At 71.7% G+C, this 19,542-nt stretch carries 21 protein-coding genes; 13 read left to right on the top strand and 8 right to left on the bottom strand.

Annotation, left to right across the window (positions count from 1 at the left end; genetic code table 11):
- Nucleotides 1-127: 127 nt before the first annotated feature.
- Both ACWEOZ_RS09080 and ACWEOZ_RS09075 read right to left on the bottom strand, forming a co-directional pair.
- The gene (locus ACWEOZ_RS09080) at nt 128-646 is read right to left on the bottom strand and encodes a Uma2 family endonuclease (RefSeq protein WP_451910173.1); all 519 of its coding nucleotides are present in this window, start codon (nt 644-646) and stop codon (nt 128-130) included.
- The gene (locus tag ACWEOZ_RS09075; protein WP_451910172.1) at nt 643-2,397 is read right to left on the bottom strand and encodes a prolyl oligopeptidase family serine peptidase; all 1,755 of its coding nucleotides are present in this window, start codon (nt 2,395-2,397) and stop codon (nt 643-645) included. Before ACWEOZ_RS09075 ends, ACWEOZ_RS09080 begins: the two co-directional genes overlap by 4 nt.
- Nucleotides 2,398-2,503: 106 nt before the next feature.
- Between ACWEOZ_RS09075 and mshB the strand changes: the two genes are divergently transcribed.
- Genes mshB through ACWEOZ_RS09055 form a run of 4 tightly spaced genes read left to right on the top strand, consistent with a single transcriptional unit; the run spans nt 2,504 to nt 6,068 of the window.
- Nucleotides 2,504-3,352 carry an N-acetyl-1-D-myo-inositol-2-amino-2-deoxy-alpha-D-glucopyranoside deacetylase gene (mshB, locus tag ACWEOZ_RS09070; RefSeq protein ID WP_451910183.1) on the top strand — a complete coding sequence of 283 codons (849 nt, stop codon included), beginning with the start codon at nt 2,504-2,506 and terminating at the stop codon, nt 3,350-3,352.
- Nucleotides 3,349-3,798, top strand: a complete 450-nt coding sequence (locus ACWEOZ_RS09065) for a hypothetical protein (protein WP_451910171.1) — start codon at nt 3,349-3,351, stop codon at nt 3,796-3,798. The genes mshB and ACWEOZ_RS09065 overlap by 4 nt, the downstream gene beginning before the upstream one ends.
- A 52-nt stretch (nt 3,799-3,850) precedes the next feature.
- On the top strand, nt 3,851-5,584 hold the full coding sequence (locus ACWEOZ_RS09060; protein WP_451910170.1) for a VanW family protein: 1,734 nt from the start codon (nt 3,851-3,853) through the stop codon (nt 5,582-5,584).
- A gap of 19 nt (nt 5,585-5,603) precedes the next feature.
- A complete protein-coding gene (locus tag ACWEOZ_RS09055; protein WP_451910169.1) occupies nt 5,604-6,068 on the top strand; it encodes a hypothetical protein in 465 nt (154 codons plus the stop codon).
- On the opposite strand, the gene ACWEOZ_RS09050 is transcribed toward ACWEOZ_RS09055, so the two are convergent.
- On the bottom strand, nt 6,065-7,033 hold the full coding sequence (locus ACWEOZ_RS09050) for a GNAT family N-acetyltransferase (protein ID WP_451910168.1): 969 nt from the start codon (nt 7,031-7,033) through the stop codon (nt 6,065-6,067). The two genes, ACWEOZ_RS09055 and ACWEOZ_RS09050, sit on opposite strands and share 4 nt — an antisense overlap.
- Before the next feature lie 83 nt (nt 7,034-7,116).
- Between ACWEOZ_RS09050 and fdxA the strand changes: the two genes are divergently transcribed.
- The 7 genes from fdxA to ACWEOZ_RS09015 all read left to right on the top strand — a co-directional run bounded on the left by fdxA (nt 7,117) and on the right by ACWEOZ_RS09015 (nt 13,678).
- Complete coding sequence (gene fdxA / locus ACWEOZ_RS09045) at nt 7,117-7,443, top strand: ferredoxin (RefSeq protein ID WP_125804627.1); 327 nt, start codon at nt 7,117-7,119, stop codon at nt 7,441-7,443.
- Between the two features lie 2 nt (nt 7,444-7,445).
- Entirely contained in the window at nt 7,446-8,537 is a 1,092-nt protein-coding gene (gene dapC, locus ACWEOZ_RS09040; protein ID WP_451910167.1) for a succinyldiaminopimelate transaminase, read from the top strand.
- An 82-nt stretch (nt 8,538-8,619) separates the two neighbouring features.
- The gene (locus ACWEOZ_RS09035) at nt 8,620-9,042 is read left to right on the top strand and encodes a hypothetical protein (RefSeq protein WP_451910166.1); all 423 of its coding nucleotides are present in this window, start codon (nt 8,620-8,622) and stop codon (nt 9,040-9,042) included.
- On the top strand, nt 9,039-10,577 hold the full coding sequence (locus ACWEOZ_RS09030) for a hypothetical protein (protein WP_451910165.1): 1,539 nt from the start codon (nt 9,039-9,041) through the stop codon (nt 10,575-10,577). The genes ACWEOZ_RS09035 and ACWEOZ_RS09030 overlap by 4 nt, the downstream gene beginning before the upstream one ends.
- The gene (locus ACWEOZ_RS09025) at nt 10,574-11,686 is read left to right on the top strand and encodes a S8 family serine peptidase (protein WP_451910164.1); all 1,113 of its coding nucleotides are present in this window, start codon (nt 10,574-10,576) and stop codon (nt 11,684-11,686) included. The genes ACWEOZ_RS09030 and ACWEOZ_RS09025 overlap by 4 nt, the downstream gene beginning before the upstream one ends.
- A gap of 133 nt (nt 11,687-11,819) precedes the next feature.
- The gene (locus ACWEOZ_RS09020; RefSeq protein ID WP_451910163.1) at nt 11,820-12,467 is read left to right on the top strand and encodes an SIMPL domain-containing protein; all 648 of its coding nucleotides are present in this window, start codon (nt 11,820-11,822) and stop codon (nt 12,465-12,467) included.
- Between the two features lie 62 nt (nt 12,468-12,529).
- Nucleotides 12,530-13,678 (top strand): MFS transporter, encoded by a 1,149-nt coding sequence (locus tag ACWEOZ_RS09015; protein WP_451910162.1) that lies wholly within the window; start codon nt 12,530-12,532, stop codon nt 13,676-13,678.
- Here the strand turns inward: ACWEOZ_RS09015 and ACWEOZ_RS09010 are convergent.
- Nucleotides 13,675-14,529, bottom strand: a complete 855-nt coding sequence (locus tag ACWEOZ_RS09010; RefSeq protein ID WP_451910161.1) for an aldo/keto reductase — start codon at nt 14,527-14,529, stop codon at nt 13,675-13,677. The two genes, ACWEOZ_RS09015 and ACWEOZ_RS09010, sit on opposite strands and share 4 nt — an antisense overlap.
- Nucleotides 14,530-14,638: 109 nt before the next feature.
- Between ACWEOZ_RS09010 and ACWEOZ_RS09005 the strand changes: the two genes are divergently transcribed.
- Both ACWEOZ_RS09005 and ACWEOZ_RS09000 read left to right on the top strand, forming a co-directional pair.
- Nucleotides 14,639-15,919 carry a DUF4407 domain-containing protein gene (locus tag ACWEOZ_RS09005; RefSeq protein ID WP_451910160.1) on the top strand — a complete coding sequence of 427 codons (1,281 nt, stop codon included), beginning with the start codon at nt 14,639-14,641 and terminating at the stop codon, nt 15,917-15,919.
- A 155-nt stretch (nt 15,920-16,074) separates the two neighbouring features.
- Nucleotides 16,075-16,557 carry a 2'-5' RNA ligase family protein gene (locus tag ACWEOZ_RS09000; RefSeq protein ID WP_451910159.1) on the top strand — a complete coding sequence of 161 codons (483 nt, stop codon included), beginning with the start codon at nt 16,075-16,077 and terminating at the stop codon, nt 16,555-16,557.
- On the opposite strand, the gene ACWEOZ_RS08995 is transcribed toward ACWEOZ_RS09000, so the two are convergent.
- From ACWEOZ_RS08995 to ACWEOZ_RS08980, 4 genes are all read right to left on the bottom strand, one after another.
- On the bottom strand, nt 16,550-17,251 hold the full coding sequence (locus ACWEOZ_RS08995; protein ID WP_451910158.1) for a hypothetical protein: 702 nt from the start codon (nt 17,249-17,251) through the stop codon (nt 16,550-16,552). The two genes, ACWEOZ_RS09000 and ACWEOZ_RS08995, sit on opposite strands and share 8 nt — an antisense overlap.
- Before the next feature lie 531 nt (nt 17,252-17,782).
- Nucleotides 17,783-18,394 carry a hypothetical protein gene (locus ACWEOZ_RS08990; protein ID WP_451910157.1) on the bottom strand — a complete coding sequence of 204 codons (612 nt, stop codon included), beginning with the start codon at nt 18,392-18,394 and terminating at the stop codon, nt 17,783-17,785.
- A 44-nt stretch (nt 18,395-18,438) separates the two neighbouring features.
- Nucleotides 18,439-18,921: a hypothetical protein gene (locus ACWEOZ_RS08985; RefSeq protein WP_451910156.1), complete on the bottom strand. Its 483-nt coding sequence runs from the start codon at nt 18,919-18,921 to the stop codon at nt 18,439-18,441.
- 71 nt (nt 18,922-18,992) lie between these two features.
- A complete protein-coding gene (locus tag ACWEOZ_RS08980; RefSeq protein WP_451910155.1) occupies nt 18,993-19,466 on the bottom strand; it encodes a hypothetical protein in 474 nt (157 codons plus the stop codon).
- Between the last annotated feature and the right edge of the window lie 76 nt (nt 19,467-19,542).

The raw sequence follows: 19,542 nt of genomic DNA, 5'->3' as shown, positions 1-19,542 counted from the left end.
CCCACACCGACTCTTCGGAGAAGTCACTTCCCGAACCCGCCGACAACAAGCTTAGAACGTCACTCGCGCCAGCATCTTGACACAGAGAGGAGCCAGATGCATGCCGTCGATCGTGCCAGTCCGGGTGTCAGAGATCGAGGCCGGTGACGCGGACCAGTTGCATCACCGACTGTTCCACGTAGCCCTGCGCCGACAGCATGTTGCTGTGCAGCAGCCCCCGTTCCGGCTCGGCCACCAGGTAACAAGGGATCCGGGCCTGGGCGTACGCGTGCATCTTCAGCGTCCAGTCCACCGTTGCGCTCGCCGGCGAGGTGATCTCGCAGACCAGGCGGACCGACTGGGCCTCCACCAGCGGCTGGTCCAGGTCGATCGTGCCCGCGATGATCAGGTCCGGGACCGCGATCCGGCCCGGGCCCAGGTGCACCGGTACGCCGGAGATCACGTTCAGGTCCGTACGGTTCGCCCGCAGCGCGTTGGCCAGGGCGTTCAGGATCAGCTGGTGTCGCGGCGTGTCTCTGGGACACGTCAGTACGCCGCCGTCCCACAGCTCCGTGCGCGCCGACGTCTCGCCCAGCTGGAGGTAGTCGGACTCGGTCGTCGCCAGGGCTTCCATGGGCAGGCTGCGGCCGATCAGGGCTGACGTCATGCACACTCCCGGGTCACGAATGCGAGTTCTGCGGACAGGTCCCCGTCGGGGGAGATGAGGAGCGTCGCCGGCGGGGTGACGCTGTGGTGGTGGTAGATGTCGGAGTTGTCGGTGCGGCTGCCCAGGTAGCGCTCGGCGTACGCGGGCGGCAGCTCGGTCCAGTCGGTGACCGGGTCGCGGGCGACGCCGCAGCGGAACAGGTCGGGCCGGCGGGTCAGGGCCAGCGCCGCGAGCCAGCCGCCGAGGCCGGTGCCGCGGACCGCCACCCGGGTCAGGTCGAGGTCGGGGTGTTTGCCGGTGAGGGCGTGCAGCGCGTCGGTCTGGTCGGTGAGGGCCACGTCGGCGAGCCGGCGGTAGACCACCTTCTCGAAGCTGGGCGCCACTCCGGGCGTACCCCGGGAGTCGACGCTGACCACGACGAAGCCGGCGTCGGCCCACCATTGCCGGTCCTGCCAGGCGGCCGCGCCGGCCACGACGTGCTGGTGGCCCGGCCCCGCGCCCAGGTCGAGCAGGACCGGCAGGCGGGTCCCGGTGACGTGGCCGGTGGGATACAGCACCGCGGCCGGCAGCCGGCGGTCGGTCACCCGCTCCAGGAGCGGCTCCGGGTGGTACGGCAGCGGTTCGGCCAGCGACGGCAGCGTCGCCACGTCCGCCGCGCCGCGGACGACCGTCAGGTCGAGCACCAGCACGTCGCCGCCGACCGCGGCCGTGTGCCAGCCCGGCGTGGTCGTGAGCCGGCGGGCGCTCGCGCTGCCGCCGCCCAGGGCGGTACGGACCGCGAAGACGTGCTGCTCGGAAGGCTCGCCGTCGGTGCCCTCGATGATCAGCTCGGGGCCGCCGGACGGGCGCGGCAGCACCCCGGCGACCCGCCGGACGTAGAGGCCGGGCGGGGTGATGAGGCTGCCGTCGGCGAACAGGCACCGGGCGTCGAAGCCGTCGTGCGCCAGCTCGCCGCCGACCAGGACCCGGCCGTCGGGCAGCTGCCGGGGAGTTCCGGGTACGGGCTCCACCCACCGCGCGTCCGCCAGCTCGGCGTGCACCTGGGTCTCCCCGGTGCGCGGATCGACGGACAGCACCAGGCCGTGCTGCTGGGTCCGGCGCAGCACGGTGATCAGGGCGTTGCCGGGGCCGTGCCAGTGCACGTCGACCAGGTACGGGTACGTCTCGCGGTCCCAGTGCACGTCGACCCAGCCGCCGTACAGGTCGAGCAGGTGCAGGCTGTTCGACGGGCCGGCGCCGCGTACGGCCAGGATCCGGGTCCCGTCCGGGGCCCACCACCAGCCGCGGTCGCGCCCGAACTCCTTGGCCACCGGCCCGGCCACGCCCCAGGTCACGCCGCTGCCGGGCTCCCCGGCCAGCAGTTCGTCGGTGCCGTCGGTGACCACGCGCAGGCTGCCGTCCGCCGTCACGTACCCGATGTGCTGCCCGGTCGGGTCCGGCCGCGGGTCGTGCACCGCGGCGGCGGTGGCGATCGGGCCGGCGGTGCTGGAGAGCCGGCCGTCGTGGGCCCAGGCCAGCACGTCGAGCGAGGCCGACCCGGCGTACGAGTCGACCGGCCCCGGCGTCACCTCGGTGAGGGCGGCGGTGGCCACGTTGAGCACCCACAACGCCGGCGCGGGGTCGTACGGGCCGGCGGAGCGCAGGAAGGCCACCCGCGCGCCGTCGTCACCGACCGTCAAGGCGTGCGGGGCGCCGAAGCGGAACCGGCCGGTGCGTTCCGCGAGTTCGGGATACTCCACGCTGACCAGCATCGCTGATCACCCGCCCCTCGCGCCCGGCAAACCGCACACGCGAGGCCGCCGGGCGCTCGCGCGTAGAGTGGCGCGCGTGACGAACGCGCTGCCCGCACGCCGCCTGATGCTCGTGCATGCCCATCCCGACGACGAGGTCACCGGCACCGGCGCCACCATGGCCCGGTATGCCGCCGAGGGCGCCCTGGTGACCCTGGTGACCTGCACGCTGGGTGAGGAAGGCGAGATCCACGTGCCCGCGCTGGCGCAGCTGGAGGCGCGCCAGGCCGACCAGCTCGGCGGCTGGCGCATCGTCGAGCTCGAGCGGGCCTGTGCCGCCCTGGGCGTCACCGACCACCGTTTCCTCGGCGGCGCGGGCCGCTACCGCGACTCCGGGATGATGGGTCTGGAGACCAACAACCATCCCCGGGCGTTCTGGCAGGCCGACCTGGAGGAGGCGGCCCGGCAGTGCCTGGAGGTCATGCGGGAGGTACGCCCGCAGGTGCTGATCACGTACGACGAGAACGGCTTCTACGGCCACCCGGACCACATCCAGGCGCACCGGGTCGCGATGCGGGCGGCCGAGCTGGCCGAGGCCGAGGGTTTCGGCCCGGAGAAGATCTACTGGACCGCCATGCCCCGCAGCGTGCTCGAGGGCGGCATGGAGGCGTTCAAGGGGATGGACGACAACCCGTTCGCCGACGTGGAGAACGTCGAGGACCTGCCGTTCGGCCACCCGGACGACGAGATCGCGGCCCGGATCGACGGCACCGACTGCTACGAGCAGAAGGTGGCCGCGATGCGCGCCCACGCCACCCAGATCCCGGACAACTCCTGGCTGTACGGCATCGCCGGCGACTTCGGCGGCGAGTTCATGGGCGTGGAGTACTTCACCCTGGTCAAGGGCGAGCGTGGCGAGGTGAGTGGCCCGCACAAGTGGGAGGACGACCTGTTCAGCAACGTGGTGGGGCGATGACTCTCGAAGCCCCCTCGGTCTCCCCGACGGCCGACCCGCCGCCGCCCGCTCCGCCCGGCCGGGCGCTGGAGCTGACCTTCCGGGTCGCCGGAGTGCTCATCGCCGTGCTGGCCACGGTGCTCAGCGCGGCGCTGGAGATCTTCCTGTCGCCGTTGCGGCTCGGTGGGGTGCCGATCGGCGTCGCCGTCCCGGCGGCCGTGCTGGCCAATCTGGCGCTCTGCTGGTTCGCCGTGACCACGGTGGGCCGGCGCTGGGCGCTGGCGGTGCCGTGGGCGGTCTGGACGCTGATCATGTTCTTCGCGGCGGGCACGCGGACCACCGAGGGCGACTATCTGATCAGTGGCGAGGACTGGGTCGCGCTGGTGATGATCCTGGTCGGCAGCCTGACCTTCGCGGTCTACATGTACCGTTTGATCTTGAAAAGGCCGCCTGTCACAAAGCAGTGACGACCACTCGTGTTGTTTGTCGGTGCGGCGCCCCGGCCTGCACACTTGCGCCGTGTTCGCCTCTGAGTCCCCCACCGGCCCGGCCCCCGCGACGGTGTCCCGGCCGGCCACGTCACCGGCGGACGGCCCGGTCAACCGCAAGCGGATCGTCGCGGTCGGCACCGTGGCCGCCGTGCTCATCGCCGGGGCCGGAGCGGCCGCCTGGGTGTACGGCGGTGACGTCCCCCGCGGCACCCAGATCCTCGGTGTCGAGCTCGGCGGCAAGTCCCGCACCGAGGCCGAACGGGCGCTGACCGACGCGGTGGGCCCGCGCACCGGCGCCCCGGTCGCGATCGACCTGGCCGGGGAGCGGTTCTCGCTGCCGGCCGCCGACCTCGGGCTGCGGCTGAACGTCGACCTGAGCGTCGGCAAGGCGATCAAGGGCAGCCCCCGGCTGACCGGCACCCGCAGCGTGCCGCCGGTGATCGAGCTGGACGAGGCGCGGCTCGGGAAAGCGCTGCGCGAGCGCCTCGACCCGACGAAGATCACCGTGAAGAAGCCCGGCATCGCGTACGCGGGCCTGGTCCCGAAGCCCACCTACCCGGCGGTCGGGCAGGGCCTGGACGTGGCGGCCGCCGCGGCCGCGGTCCGGCAGTCCTGGCTGGTCGGCGGCATCGCCACGATCACGCTGGTGCCCCGGCCGCCGGCGACCACCCAGGAGCAGGTCGACGCGCTGGTCGCGGACCTGGCCGTCCCGGCCGTCGCCGCGCCGGTCACCGTGACGGTGGGGGACAAGGCGCTGACGCTGAGCCCGAAGGCGATCGCCAAGGGCCTGGTCTTCCGGGCCGACGACGACGGCCGGCTCACCCCGGCGATCGACGGACCCGAGCTGCACGCCGCGGCGGCGAAGGAATTCGCGGCGGTCGAACGCGAGCCGGAGCAGGCGACGATCACCGTCGCCGGCGGCAAGCCGAAGATCGTCGCCGGTACGCCCGGCGACCTGGTCGACCTGGACAAGCTCGGCCCGGCCCTGCTCGCCGTGCTGCCCGACCCGGCGCCCCGCACGGTCGAGGCGGAGCTGTCCCGGCAGGAGGGCGCCACCACCGAGAGCGACCTGGCCGAGCTCGGCGTCAAGGAGAAGGTCTCGACCTTCACCACCTACTTCACCGGTGGCAGCAAGTCCCCGCGCAGCCAGAACATCATGACGATCGCCCGGGCCGTCGACGGCGCCGTGGTCCAGCCGGGCGAGACCTTCTCGCTGAACAAGCACACCGGCGAGCGGACGTACGCGTCCGGCTACAAAGACGCACCGGTCATCGTCGGCGGCAAGCTGGAGCCCGGTGTCGGCGGCGGGGCCTCGCAGTTCACCACCACGTTGTTCAACGCCGCCTACTACGCGGGGCTCGAGGACGTCGAGCACAAGCCGCACTCGTTCTACTTCTCCCGCTATCCGGCGGTCATCGAGTCGACGATCTTCTACCCGACCCTCGACCTCAAATTTAAGAACACCACGCCGTACGGGATCCTCATCGACACCTCATACACCAGCAAGTCGGTGACCGTGTCGATGTGGAGCACCAAGGTCTACGACAGCGTCAAGACCGTACGCAGCCCGCGCCGCGACATCACCTCGCCGCCGACTGTCTACCGCGAGCCGGGCCCGAAGTGCATCACTTCCAGCGGACTCCCAGGTTTCACTCAGGACGCATGGCGCGTCATCCGCAAGGATGGCCAAGAGGTCGAGCGCGAGAAGTTCACCTGGCGCTACGATCCCGAGCCTAGATTCATCTGCGGCGCGAAGCCGTAGCACGTCCGGGGAGGACGCAATGAGGCAGCGTTGGGTGCAGATCGCTTCGTTGGCCGCGGCTCTGTTCGCGATCAACGTGATCGCACGAGTGGTGATCCGCATCGGGTTCAACGAGGACGACACGGCCCAGAACAGGGTCTCCATCGTCATGTTCGCCGTGATCGGTCTGGTGCTGGCGACCGTCACCTTCTTCCGGTCGCAGCGGGTCCCACCGGGCAGCTGGCTGCCCGAGCTGGCGGCCGCGGCGATCGGCGGCATGCTGCTGACCATCCTGGTCGGCCCGTTCGTCAGCGGGGACAGCCCGTTCGCCGGCGGCGCCGGAAACTTCTTCTCCCAGGTGTGGCTCTACGGCGGCTTCGCCATCGTGGGCACGCTGCTCGGCTACTGGCTCGCCACGGCGCTGGGCCGCGACTACCGCTCCAAGTCGCTGGCCGCCTTCGCCAAGGCCAAGCTGACCAAGCCGCGCCGGGTGGTCCGTCGCTAGAGGGGGGCTTCGCGGGTCAGGTAGGTGTGGTGGGTGCTGAAGCCCAGGCCCTGATAGAGCGCCACCGCGGCTGTGTTGCGCTCCTCCACCTGGAGGTAGGCGCGGACAGCGCCGCGCTGGATCGCCCACTGCGCCACCGCGCGCATCACGTGCCGGCCCAGGCCGCGCCGGCGGGCCGCGGGGGCCGTCTGCACCAGCGAGACGCCGAGCCAGCGGCCCGGTCCGGGACCGGTCACCGCGCCGCGGGCGACCCCGAGCAGGGTGCCGTCCTCGTCCTGCACCGAGGCGAAGACGACTTCCTCCACGGCGGTGAGAATGTGCCGGGCCGCAGCGGGTAGGCGGCCCTTGTGCGCCGAGACCATCTCCAGCCAGGCGTCCGTGGGGGAGTCGGCCAGCTCCACCGGAGGCAGGTCCCGCCGCGCCTCGACCTCGCTGATCAGCGACTGCACCGCGCCGGTCTGCACGAGCACCAGCGGGCGGGAGGTCCAGCCGCGGGCGTCCAGGGCGGCGTTGACCGGGGCGGCCAGCGGCATCGGAGTGTTGATCATCGGCTGCTGGCCCTTGGCCGCGTACCACTGCTCGACCGCGTCGATGGCGGCTTCCAGCGTGCGGTCCGGGTCGCCGATCGGCAGGGCCGCGTTGGCCCTCCCGGTCCAGTTGTCCGCCGCGCGCAGGATCCAGCTGCCCAGCCGGGCCTGGGTCGGCGCCGGCCAGGCGTCGTTCGCCGCCAGCTCGAGGGCGATCACGTCGGCGGCGGGCGGCCGGCGGGCGGCGGGCACCCGCTTGGCGCGGTGCACCTCCCGCAGCGGTACGCGCAGAGTGCCCTGGGCGGTCGCGAGAGTGAGTTCCGTCTCGGTCAATTCGACCAGCTCGCCGAGCGCGTCCGTGAAAAGTGGGCGATCCTGGGAAACGCCTACAATTCGGCGGACCACCACCCGGTGTCCCACATCCTGCCGTCGGAGCACGTGCCACCTCCTCCCGGCGAGATACTAGGCTCTGCCCGTAACGCCGCGGTGTCCCGCGGCGTGGCTCTGGAAGGGAAAGACCCGTGACCTACATCATCGCTGAGCCCTGCGTCGATGTGCTCGACAAGGCATGCATCGAAGAGTGCCCGGTCGACTGCATCTACGAGGGCAATCGGATGCTCTACATCCACCCCGATGAGTGTGTCGACTGCGGAGCCTGTGAGCCGGTCTGCCCGGTGGAGGCCATCTTCTACGAGGATGACGTGCCGGAGCAGTGGAAGGACTACACGAACGCGAACTACGAGTTCTTCGAGGATCTCGGTTCGCCGGGTGGCGCCTCCAAGGTCGGCAAGATCGACAAGGACACCCCGTTCGTGACGGCGCAGCCGCCGCGCGGGGACGCGCACTGACCGTGCTGTCGGCCTCGCTGCCCGATTTCCCCTGGGATCTGCTGCAGCCCGCCAAGCAGGTTGCGGCGGGCCACCCGGACGGCATCGTGGACCTGTCGATCGGCACCCCGGTCGACCCGGTCCCGCCGCTGATCCGGGCGGCACTGACCGAGGCCGCCGACGCGCCGGGTTACCCGCTCACAGCCGGCACCCCGGCGCTGCGCACGGCCATGGCCGACTGGCTGGCCCGCACCTGCGGCGCCACCGGCCGGCTCGGCGTGCTGCCCACGATCGGCTCCAAGGAGCTGGTGGCCTGGCTCCCGACGCTGCTCGGGATCGGCCGCGGCGACGTCGTGGTCATCCCCCAGGTCTGCTACCCGACGTACGAGGTCGGGGTGCGCCTGGCCGGCGCCGAGGTGATCCGCTCGGACTCCACGCTCGCCCTGGGGCCCGACCCCCGGGTGAAGCTCGTCTGGATCAACTCGCCGTCGAATCCGACCGGCCGCGTGCTCCCGGTCGACCACCTGCGCAAGGTGGTCGACTGGGCGCGCGAGCGCGGTGCTGTCGTGGTCAGCGACGAGTGCTACCTGACGCTGGGCTGGGACGAGCAGCCCGTGTCGGTCCTCTCGGACGAGGTCTGCGGCGGCGACTACACCGGCGTCATCTCCGTGCACTCGCTGTCCAAGCGGTCGAACCTGGCCGGCTACCGGGCCGGCTTCCTCGGCGGCGACCCGGCGCTGATCGCCGAACTGCTGGCGGTCCGCAAGCACGCCGGCATGATCGTGCCCGCCCCCGTGCAGGCGGCGATGGTGGCCGCCCTCGGCGACGAGTCGCACGTGACGGCCCAGCGGGCGCTGTACGCCGCCCGCCGGGAGTCGCTGCGGGAAGCGCTGCTCAAGGCGGGCTTCGAGATCGAGCACTCGACCGCCGGGCTCTACCTCTGGTCGACCCGCGGCGAGGACTGCTGGGCGACAGTGGACTGGCTCGCCCAGCGCGGCATCCTGGCGGCCCCCGGCGCGTTCTACGGCCCGGCCGCGGCCCGGCACGTGCGCATCGCGCTGACCGCCACCGACGAACGCGTCGCCGCGGCCGTCACCCGCCTGACCGCCGGCTGACCCGCCCGGATCCGGGGTCCCACGCATCGCTCGTGGTCGCTACGCTCATGGCGTTGTGACGACGGGGCTACGGGGAGGCGTCGTGGGCGATCCTGGCATCAATGTGGAGACCGGCGGACTCAATAAGTTCGCCGAAGACGTACGGGCGGATGTCGACAACATCACCGAGCCGGCGGTGGGCCGGGCGACCCTCCCGCTCGACAGCGTGCCGTTCGGCGCGCAGAACGCCAGCGGCGGTGTCCACGCCGCCAAGGAGCGGTACGCCCGCAGCCTGACCGCGTCCACCGAGAACCTGAGTAACTTCCTGGCCGCCGCCCGCCTGCTCGCCGCCGCGGCGGAGAAGGTGGCCGCCGAGTTCGACGCCACCGACGCCCGCTCGGCCGAGGGCACCAAGCGGGTCGAGCAGGCCCTGTTCAGTGCCGCCGAGGAGGCCCGTCGGGCCCAGGCCGCCGCCGAGCAGGCCGCCCATCCGCGCTACTCGAACGGCAAGGCGGTGGCGCTGTGACCGAGCCGGTGCTGACCAGCAGCTGGTGCACGGCCTGGGGGTCGTACAACACGCCCCGGCTGTGGGCGATGGTCAAGGACGAGGACGACCCGGAGGCCTGGCGCCAGGTGTCCGCCTGGGGCGAGATCTCGGGAGCCATGAAGGACCAGCGGGCCCTGCTGCTCAAGGCCCGCGAGGCGCTGGTGACCGCCTGGCCGCCGGAGCAGAACAAATCGGCGGCGGCGTTCGTGGCCGAGGTCGACAAGCTGATCGGCCGGATGGACGCGGCCAAGACGGAGGCCGACGACACGGCCACCGGGCTGGCCAACATCCTGGAGGCCCTGCGCCAGGCGAAGAAGAACATCGAGCCGCTCTGGGAGCAGTACAAGCAGAAGAGTGACGACCTGGTCCCGGCGTGGTGGGACAACGCCGAGGACGAGCTGGACAAGCAGGCCCAGGCCCACATGATCACGGCCGAGCAGGTCGTGCAGGACAACGTGGCCCGGCTGCGCGTCCCGGACCCGTACGTCCTGGACCCGATCGATCCCCGCTATGAGGGGGAGACCCTCCCGGACGACGACCGTTCGGGCAGCGGCTCGTCAGGCAGTGGTTCGTCCGGCAGTGGTTCGTCCGGCGCTGTGGGTGCGGCCGGATCATCCGGAGGACGCGGCGGTGGCGGCAGCGGGGTGAGCGTGCCGGTGCCGCACGACCCGGTGCCGCCGCTGCCCGGCCACGACCCGATCGTCCCGGAAGGATCGACCGGCGGCGGTAACGGTCCCGGACTCGCGGAGGTCATCAACCCGCCGGTGGTCAACCCGAGCCCGGGGAATCCGCCCGGAGTGCTTCCACCCGGAGCGCCGCTGCCCGGCGGTGGGGGCCCGGGCGTCGTGCCGCCGGTCGGTCCGATCATCGGCCCCGGTGGGGGCGGTGCCGGGCCGCTGGGCACGGGCGGATCGCCGGGCCGGGGCCCGGCCGGTGTGCGCGGTACGGGCGTGGGCGGCACCGAGCCCGGCGTGCGTGCCACCGGCACCGGCGGAGGCGGACTGGGCACCGGCGGTCTGGGCACGGGTGGCCTCGGCCCGGGCGGCATCGGCCGGGGCGCCCGACCGGGCATCCGTCCTGGGGCTGCCGGGCGTCAGGCGCTGCCCTCGGGCGCGGTCATCGGTGAGACGGTGGCCGGCGAGGGCCGGGGCGTCGCGGGCGGTGCCGGGCGAGGCAGTGCGGGCCTGGGCGGCGTCGGCGGACCGGGCGGTGCTGCCCGCGGCGCGGCGGGACGTGCTCCCGGCCAGCGGCGCGCGGCCGAGCCGGTACGGCCGCCCCGACCGTCCTGGCTGCCGGACGAGCCCGTCGGCGCGGCGCGCACAGCCGGGACGAGCGGCGTGCCGGGAATGCCGGGCGGTGCCCGTGGCAGTCGGCGGGCGGGCGACGGTGAGCAGCCGCCGTTCGACCCGGACAACCCCTGGGGCGTGGCCGAGGGCGTGGAGCCGGTGATCGCACCTGGCTCCGACACCGCGCGGCACGACCCGGGCCCGAACGTCATCGGACGGCACGGGTGACCCTGGCAGGTGGCCGTACCGCGCAGGGGATCCTGGCCGGTCTCAGCGCTCTCGCGGTCGTATTCGGCTCGGGGGTCCCGGCCTCGGCCGACCCGGCCCGCGACAAGCAGTGGTTCTTCCCGCCGCTCAAGGTCGCGCAGGCGCAGCAGATCAGCAAGGGCGACGGCGTCGTGGTCGCGGTGCTCGACAGCGGGGTGGACGGCACCCACCAGGACCTCGGCGGCGCCGTCCTGCCCGGCCGGCAGGTCGTGCAGAACAAACCGGTCGGCAACCTGGACACCAACGGGCACGGCACCGGGATGGCCGGCATCATCGCCGGACGCGGGCACGGCGACGACGCGGGCGTGCTGGGCATCGCGCCGCGGGCGAAGATCATGCCGATCACCCCGGCCAACGACACGTTCTTCGTCGGGCAGGGCATCCGCTGGGCCGCCGACCACGGCGCCAAGGTCATCGTCATGGCCTTCGAGATCGCCGACGGCGAGAGCCTGCGGGCCGCGGTGAGCGAAGCCGCGGCGGCCGACGTGGTGCTGGTCGGCACCTCCGGCAACAGCGGCGACAAGGGCAACGATGTGGAATTCCCGGGCGCGTACCCGCAGGTGCTGACGGTCGGCGCGGTGGACCGGGCGAACAAGGTGGCGAAGTTCTCCAACCACGGGCCCCAGGTCGACCTGGTGGCCCCCGGCGTCGACATCCCGGCGCCCGCCCCCGACGACAAGTACGTGACCGGCACGGGCACCAGCGGCGCGGCCGCGATCGTCGCCGGCGCGGCGGCGCTGATCCGGGCGAAGTACCCCGACCTGTCGGCCGCCGACGTCGTGCAGCGCCTCACGGCAACGGCGATCGACCGGGGCGACAAGGGCCGCGACGACTACTACGGCGCTGGTCAGCTCGATCTGCTGGCTGCGTTGACGGCGCCGCAGCCGGGCGCTGCGACCAGTACGCCGCCGGTGGCCGGGGCTCCCGGGCGCGTGCCGGACGCGGCACCGGCCGATGAGGACGGGGGAATCCCGCCGCTCGTGTTCGTGGCCGCGGGAGTGGTGCTGCTTCTGGGCGCGGTCGGGGCCGGAGTTGCTGTATTCGCCCGATCTCGCCGGGCTGCCGGCTGACCGGCCAGGTGAGGAGCCACCGACCGGCGTGGCCGGGTCCGGGCCAGAGCCGGTCCAGGGCGGTGGCCGGGGCCAAGGTCGAGCCGGCCTCGCATCCGGCCGGATTGTCGGACCGGCCGGGTAGCGTCGGGACATGGCCGAGCAACCGATGATCGTCGTCCGCGGTGAAGCGACCCGGGAGGTCCCGCCCGAGCTGGCGATCTTCTCCGTGACCGTCTCCGCGCGGGACAAGGACCGGCAGACCGCGCTGACCCGGCTCACCGAGCGCGCCGCCGAGCTGCGCACCCATCTCGACGATTTCCCCGAGGCGATCGAGCGGCGGGAGACGTCCGGCGTGCAGGTCCATCCTGAGCTCAAGCGGGGCGGCGAGCGCATCTCGGCCTATACCGGCAGCGTCACCACGACCGTGACGGTGACCGATTTCACTGTGCTGGGTGAGCTGTTGCTGCGGCTGGCCGACCGTGATCAGACCTCGTTGTCCGGACCTTGGTGGCAGCTGCGGCCGGGCAGCCGGGCCGGGGCAGACGTGCGCCGGGCGGCCATCGCCGACGCGCTCGGTCGCGCCCGGGAGTATGCCGAGGCCGTCGGTGCGCAGGTGGACCGACTGGTCGAGATCGCCGACGAGAACGCCGGCGGGGGCGGGCAGCCGATGATGCGGATGGCCGCGTTCGGTGGGGCCCCGGAGGCCGACCTGGCGCTCGAGGTCGACCCCCAGGTGCAGACCGTGCACGCCTCGGTGCTGGTCCGTGTGACGATCACCGAGCCCACCGCCCTGAAGTAGCCGCCGGCGCATGACGATCCACACCGCGGGCGTCGCCGCGGCTCAGCCGGACGGTCACGGTGGTGCTGGCGGCCGCCTGCGGGCTGACCGTCGCCAACCTGTACTACTCGCAGCCGCTGCTCGACCTGATCGCGACCTCGTTCGGGGTCAGCCGCAGCGCGGCGGCCGTCGTTGTCACGCTGACCCAGGCGGGTTACGCGCTCGGCCTGCTGTTCGTGCTTCCGCTGGGCGATCTGCTGGAGAACCGGACGCTGGCCGCCCGCACCTTGCTCGGCACGGCCGCGGCTCTGCTGCTCGCCGCGTTCTCGCCGGTCTTCGCCGTGTTCCTGGTGGTGTCGGTCCTAGTGGGTGTCACCTCGGTGGTCGCCCAGGTGCTGGTGCCGCTGGCCACCCACCTCGCTCCGCCCGAGGACCGGGGCAAGGTGGTCGGCCGGGTGATGAGCGGCCTGCTGCTCGGCATCCTGCTCGCCCGCACGGTGGCCAGCCTGGTCGCGGAGCTGTGGGGCTGGCGCGCCATCTACGTCATCTCGGCGGTCCTGATGCTCGGGCTGGCCCTCGTGCTGCGCCGGGTGCTGCCGCTGCGCCGCCCCGATCATCCGGCCGGCTACCGGTCGCTGCTGGCCAGCCTCGGTGAGCTGGTCCGGCACGAGCCGGTGCTGCGGCGGCGCGCGCTCTGCCAGGCGACGATGTTCGGGGCGTTCAGCGCCTTCTGGACCGCGATCGCCTATCAGCTCATCGCCGAGCACGGCTTCGGTCAGGGACAGATCGCGGTCTTCGCGCTGGTCGGCGCGGGCGGCGCGGCGGCGGCGCCGATCGCGGGCCGGATCGCCGACCGGGGGTACGGCCGCAGTGCGAGCGGCGCTGCCCTGCTGCTCGCCGCCCTGTCCTTCACGCTCGCACTGGCCGGGCAGCGCAGTGTCGTGCTGCTCGCGGTCGCCGCGGTGCTGCTGGACTTCGCCGTGCAATGTCACCAGGTGCTGAGCCAGCACGAGGTCTACGCGTTGCGCGCAGACGCCCGTGCCCGGCTCAACACCGTCTTCGTCAGCACGATCTTCGTCGGGGGCGCGATCTCGTCGGCGGTCACCGGCGTGCTCTACGGCGCGTACGGGTGGACCGGCGTCTGCGCTCTCGGCGTACTCCTGCCGCTCGTGGGTCTCGGCGTCTGGGCCTACGGCCTGGGCCGGAACCGCCCGGCCCAGGTCCGGTCCTAGCTTTCCGGCACCCAGTTCATGGTGTCGGGGTTGGCGCCGGTGCGGCCGCGCTCGCCGCGGTCCAGGGCCGTGATGGTGCCCATCGCGCCGCCGTCGAGCTCGAAGTCGAAGATCTCGAAGTTCTCCCGGACCCGCTCGGCGGTGTTCGACTTCGGGAAGATGATGTCCCCGCGCTGGATGTGCCAGCGCAGCACCACCTGCGCCGGGGTCTTGCCGACCTCGTTGGCGATGGTCACGATCGCCGGGTCCTCGAGCACCGCGCCCTGGGCGATCGGCGAGTACGCCTCGTTCGCGATCTCGTGGTCGGTGTTGAAGGCGCGCAGCGCGTCGTTGGTCAGGTACGGGTGGATCTCGATCTGGTTCACCGCCGGCCGCACCGTGGTCTCGGCGAACAGCCGGCCCAGGTGGTGCTGGGTGAAGTTGGAGACGCCGATCGAGCGGGCCCGACCGTCGCGGTAGAACTCCTCCAGCGTGCGCCAGGTCTGGCTGAAGTCGCCGTCGTAGCGGCCCGGCAGCGGCCAGTGGATCAGGAAGAGGTCGACGTAGTCGCTGCCCAGCGCCTTGAGCGAGGCGTCGAACTCGCGCCGGGCGTCGTCCGGCAGGTGCGCGCCGTTGTTGAGCTTGGTGGTCACGAAGAACTCGTCGCGGCTCAGCCCGGACGCGGCGAGGGCGGCGCCGACGCCGTGCTCGTTGCCGTACATCTGGGCGGTGTCGATGTGCCGGTAGCCGATCTCGATGGCGGTCTCGACGGCCGCCTGAGTCTCGGGCGGCGGCACCTGGAAGACGCCGAAGCCCAGCTGGGGGATGGTACGGCCGTCGTTGAGAGTGATGTCTGGGACTGTGGAAGCCATGCTGCTCCTCGGGAGGGTCGGCCGTTGTGTACTACCAGGTCTACCCCGGGGCCGCCGCGATCCACCCGTTTCGGCCCGCGCGCCGCTGTGATCGGCGAAACTCGGGTCTATGCGTCGTCGCTTGCTGCTCCGGATCGCCAACGTGAACCCGGACAGCGTGACGACCCACTCCGACCGGGTGCTGTACAGCTCGATCGGCGTGTTCATCGTGCTGTACTTCGTGTACGCGACCGTGGGCGGTGCCGCCTTCGTCGACGCCAGCGCGAACTACACCCACCCGTGGTGGCAGTGGCTGGTCGGGCCGCTGGTGGCGACCGGGGTGGTGGCGTACGACCGGGCCGTGGTCGGCCGGGTGGCGATCAACTACGAGCGGCTGGAGTCGCCCGACCCCAAGGACCTGCTGCGCCGCCCCACCATCGGCCTGTACGCCGGCCGGATCGCGTTGGCGCTGCTGTTCGCCGTGATCATCACCGAGCCGCTGATGCTGGCCCGCTACCAGGGTGAGATCGACAACCGGCTCAACGACGTGCACAACCAGCAGATCAGCGAGATCGAGGTCGGCGGAGCGATCGCTGCGTACGACGCCCGGTTGCAGGAGCTGAAGAAGCAGACGGTGGCCGAGGACCGGGCCGTGCAGGCGCTGAACACCCGGGCCGCGGAGAAGCGCCGCGACGCCCGCAAGCTCTACCAGCAGGCCATCGCCGACTCCGAGGGCGACGGCGTCTCTCGCAAGGCGGGCTGCCCAGTGGGCGGCTACTGCGACACGCTGGTCAAGCGGTCGCGCGGGCTGGACGACCAGGCCGCCCGGCTGGACGCGCAGGCCGCGCGGCTGCAGGACACTCAGAAGACCGCCCGGACCGCGCGCGCCGCGGAACAGGCCGATCTCACGGCCAAGATCGCCGACCAGCGTACGGTCAACGCCGAGGCGATCCGGGCCGACGCCGGCTTCGGGGCCCGCACCAAGGCGATGTGGTACCTGGTGACCAGCGACTTCTGGGGCATCGGCGTGTTCTACCTGGGCATCGCGTTGCTGCTGGTGGCCCTGGACTGCGCGGCGGTCGGGCTGAAGTTCGTCTCGCACGGCAACGCATACGAGCGGGAGGAGGCCCGCCAGGCCCGCGGCCACGAGCACGAGGCGGCGATCGGCTACGAGCAGGGCCTCAAGGACATGCGCCGATACGCGGAGGCCACCTCCCGGGTGATGGCCGAGGGCATCGGCAAGGCTTCCCGCGACGAGCAGCTCAACGACGTGGCGATCGAACGCGCCCGCGTGCACCTCTACGACTCGGTCACCGGTAGCTCCCTGCCGCCGCTGCCTCCGGTTCCGCTGATCGAGCGGCACCCGGCCGCCCCCCGCACGCTGCGCAACGTGGACCGGCTGCGGGCGTAGTGCAAGTTGCAGATCGGCGCTACTATTTCACTCCGGCGTACCGCCTGCCCACGCTCTGTTACCGGCGGCGCGCCGACCGGGCCTCGGCCCGGATGTCATCAGGTGCGGCGGGGGCGGCGGGTTGATCGCCGCCGCCGCCGTGACACCGTGGCGTGATGCACACGGTCGAGCTCATCCTGGATCCCGCCCTCGACGGCCAGGTCCGTTCGGTCTGGCAGCGCCTGCACGCAGCGGGTCTGCCCAGCCTGGCCACGCACCGGCACCCCACCAACCGGCCGCATCTGACGCTGGCCGCGGCCGACCGGCTGACGCCCGAGGTCACGACCGCGCTCGCCGGGCTGCCGGTCGAGGCGGTCCTGGACGGCCTGATCTTCTTCGAACGCGCGGTGGTCTGGCGGGTGGCGGCGACCGACGCGCTGCGTGATCTCCAGGCTGCGGTGTGGCAAGGGCTGACGGGCACGGAGCGTAATCCGCAACATGCGCCGGATGCCTGGACGCCGCACGTCAGCCTGGCCCTGCGAGCCAAGGACCATTCCCGCTACGCGGCCGAGCTGCGGGACCTGCCGGTCGCTCGGGGACGCTTCGTGCAGGCCCGGACCTACGACAGTGCCACGCGTACGGTCACCGAGCTCAGCTGACTCCCGCGACGCCGCCGACCAGCACCGGGACTGTGAAGACGGCACCCGCGCAGGCCGGGTCGGACGTCGCGGCCATCACCAGCCCACCAGGCACGGTGAACGCGGCAACGTTGTTACGCGCAACGTCCCACCGCACCTTGAACGCGTCCTGCGCGACCGTGACGCCGTGGTTGACGCAGCCGTTCTCCCGGTGCTCGTCGTCCGCCATGATGGTGCCGGGGGCGGGCGCAACCGAGGTGATCCGGATCGGGAAATCGTTGTCGTTGGTCAGCGTCACGGTCAGGTTGCCGGTGCTGCCCGGAGTCAGCGGCTTGTTCAGATCGGAACGGCCGCGCAGGTTGAGCTCGACAACCGCACCGGCGTTCGCCCGGCCCGTCTCCGAGCCGGTGAGCCGCCAGTAAGCCCAGACCGCACCGGCGTTGACCAGCACGGCGGCAACGGCGGCGGCAGTGAGGATCGACCGGGTACGCGCGTCGAGCCGGCTCAGGAACCCCTGCGGCCGGGCGGCGGCGGCCACGTCCCCGATGGGCTCGTCATCGAAGACCCGCATGTCCGCGACGGCCCGCCTGTCCGCAACGGCTCGCATTTCCTCGACGGCTCGCATTTCCTCGACGGCGGAGCTTTCCACCGGCGCCAGGACCGCGTCCTCGCGGCGGTGAAAAACCTCGCGCCTGGTCAGCTCATCACGGATCACGGCGTCACCTCGCCGGCGCCGAACCTGCGGACAGCGGCGGTCGGAGCGGCGGCGAACCGTCTGCTGAGCTTGCGCATACGGAGCATCCTCCTGCGATGGTGCGAGAGCCTCAATTGCAGTTACCACGTTCCCGCAAATACCGGCGTGCTGTGATCGGTGATCCGTCCGCCGTTCCCGGCGCGTAAATCGGGCAGGAGAGTCTGTCCGGCTTAACCCGCAGGGGGTACGCCGGAACGCGAAACCGCCCGCCCTCCACATTCACGTAAGGCCCGGTAAACGCGCAGGTCAGGCACTATGCGGCCGCTAGCACCGGAAGCGCGCCACAGCAAACCGCCGACCGTCACTGTCTCGGCCAGGTGCCGGAAAGCCGTTCATATCCGCCCGTCCACCATGCCGCACGAGTAAGGCGTGGGGAATGGGACAACCGTCCACCGCCGCCGCGGAATGGGCCTAACCCGTCCGTGTCCGACCGGAAAACGCACGCAGCCCCCGACGCCATGTACGACGCCGAGGGCCACGGGAACTCATGAACTACTTCTCGTCTTCCGCCGCCGCCGAAGAGGTCGCCGGCGGCGCGGGCGGCACGGCAACGTCGGTCTCCTCCGGCACGACCGGCAGGGTAGTGGTCCGCACCGGCACCGGCGGGGAGGTCGTTTCAACCGGAGCAGGCGGTGCCTCGGCCGGATCGTCCTCACTGGCCGGCCGCGGGGTGCCGGTCGCCGCAGGTGCCGGCGCTTGGGCGGATGAGGTGTCCGCCACCAGCGAGGTCGGCGCGGGAGCGGTGAACCGGACGTTCTCGCTCCTCTTGCTCTCCTCGCCGACCCAGCGGGCGAATCGTGGCGTGACAGTCCAGTACCACCTGCCTGCCGGCACGGCCACCTCGGTGAACGTCGTGCGAGTAACCGCGGCGAAGGCTTTCACCACTGAAGCGTCGTCGGCATCGTGGCGCTTGACGACGTAGCTCTGCATCGTCTCGCCGGGCCCGATCTCCTGCGGCGACCAGGTCACAACGGCATCCGTGCCTCTACGAGCGGCACTCGGTCGCACTCCCTGCGGCATGTCAGCCGCGTGCACCTTGACCTTCACCGGTTTGCTCGGCACGGGCCAGCTGGCGTAAGCGATGACCGTGCCCGCGGAAGCCACGGCTACCGCTGTCGCGGTGACCAGGAGCAGCTTGCTGACGTGATTCATCGGGAGGCCTTCGTGCCGGTGCCGGAGAGCACGATTGTGAAGCGGGTGCCCGCGCATCTCGCGCTCGCCTGTCGGGGCATGCTGATCGGTAGTGATCCGCTGAGCTGGGCGCGGCTGCGGGCGGGCACCGTGTAAGGAAGGCGGCCGGTGAAGTCGCGGACTTGGAGATTGTCGGTGCTCACCGTGCATCCGCGCCGGGAGGTCGCGCGCAATTTGCCGGTGAGGCCGCGGATCTGCAGGGCGAAGCCGTAGGGGTTGATGATGCTGAGCTTGATGTTCTTGACCGCGCCGGGATAGAGACCCCGCACGGAAGTTCCCTCCACGGTGAACTCCACGTCGGGCCGGTAGCCGTGACGGTCGTCCCGCGGGACGAGGAAGAGGGTCGGTGCATCGGATTGTGGTGGTCGGCCTGGTCCGAAGGCGGCAAGGAGCCCGACCATTGCGGCTGCTGCAGCGGCGGCTGTCCGCAGTCTTCTCATCGGGACTCCCTTCCATGGCGGCGATCAATGAGGCGGGGCGAGGGCCGATGGCGCCTCGCCCCGCCGGTAGGTCAGGCGACAGCGCCCTCAAGGTCGAACTGGATCGAGAAGGTCGCGCCGGCGCAGGCGGGGGACGCGTCGCCGCCCATGCGGATGAACGTCGGCCAGTTGGCCGTCAGCGTCCCGTTCCCGGTCGCGGTCTTCGCCGGGATGACGGTGTTGGGGGGAACATCGCCGAGCGTGAGCTTGGCGCTCCCCTGATTGCACCCGTTCGTGTTGCTGGTGACGACCGGCGTCTTGGCGGCGTTGATTTTGACTGGGTAGTCGTTGGGGTTGGTCACGGTAACGGCGGCCGTCGCGTTCTTGCCCGGGTAGAGATTGTCAGCCACTGTTGCGCTGGCGGTGACGGTCTGAACCGTCGAGCTGGCGGCAGTGGCGGTGCCCGTGCCGTTGAACCACGAGGTGGCGGCCCAGGCGGCACCTCCGCCGATTGCCACGACGGTGGCGCCGATGATGGCAGCGGAACGCTTGGTGATCTTGCGCATGGGGAGTTCCTCCTGGAACGGCTGGTCGTGCGACTTCCGCAACGTCGCGGAAAGTCGACGTCCGGTGCACCTGTTG

It is taken from the genome of Actinoplanes sp. NPDC004185 (assembly GCF_053603475.1).
Note: the sequence above shows the minus strand (reverse complement) of the source record. Positions and strands in the feature narration are given on the sequence as shown.

Coding starts and splice junctions, on each gene's coding strand:
- ACWEOZ_RS09080 (WP_451910173.1), bottom strand. CDS start 646: ATGACGTCAGCCCTGATCGGCCGCAGCCTGCCCATGGAAGCCCTGGCG.
- ACWEOZ_RS09075 (WP_451910172.1), bottom strand. CDS start 2,397: ATGCTGGTCAGCGTGGAGTATCCCGAACTCGCGGAACGCACCGGCCGG.
- mshB (WP_451910183.1), top strand. CDS start 2,504: ATGCTCGTGCATGCCCATCCCGACGACGAGGTCACCGGCACCGGCGCC.
- ACWEOZ_RS09065 (WP_451910171.1), top strand. CDS start 3,349: ATGACTCTCGAAGCCCCCTCGGTCTCCCCGACGGCCGACCCGCCGCCG.
- ACWEOZ_RS09055 (WP_451910169.1), top strand. CDS start 5,604: ATGAGGCAGCGTTGGGTGCAGATCGCTTCGTTGGCCGCGGCTCTGTTC.
- ACWEOZ_RS09020 (WP_451910163.1), top strand. CDS start 11,820: ATGGCCGAGCAACCGATGATCGTCGTCCGCGGTGAAGCGACCCGGGAG.
- ACWEOZ_RS09010 (WP_451910161.1), bottom strand. CDS start 14,529: ATGGCTTCCACAGTCCCAGACATCACTCTCAACGACGGCCGTACCATC.
- ACWEOZ_RS09005 (WP_451910160.1), top strand. CDS start 14,639: ATGCGTCGTCGCTTGCTGCTCCGGATCGCCAACGTGAACCCGGACAGC.
- ACWEOZ_RS09000 (WP_451910159.1), top strand. CDS start 16,075: ATGCACACGGTCGAGCTCATCCTGGATCCCGCCCTCGACGGCCAGGTC.
- ACWEOZ_RS08985 (WP_451910156.1), bottom strand. CDS start 18,921: ATGAGAAGACTGCGGACAGCCGCCGCTGCAGCAGCCGCAATGGTCGGG.
- ACWEOZ_RS08980 (WP_451910155.1), bottom strand. CDS start 19,466: ATGCGCAAGATCACCAAGCGTTCCGCTGCCATCATCGGCGCCACCGTC.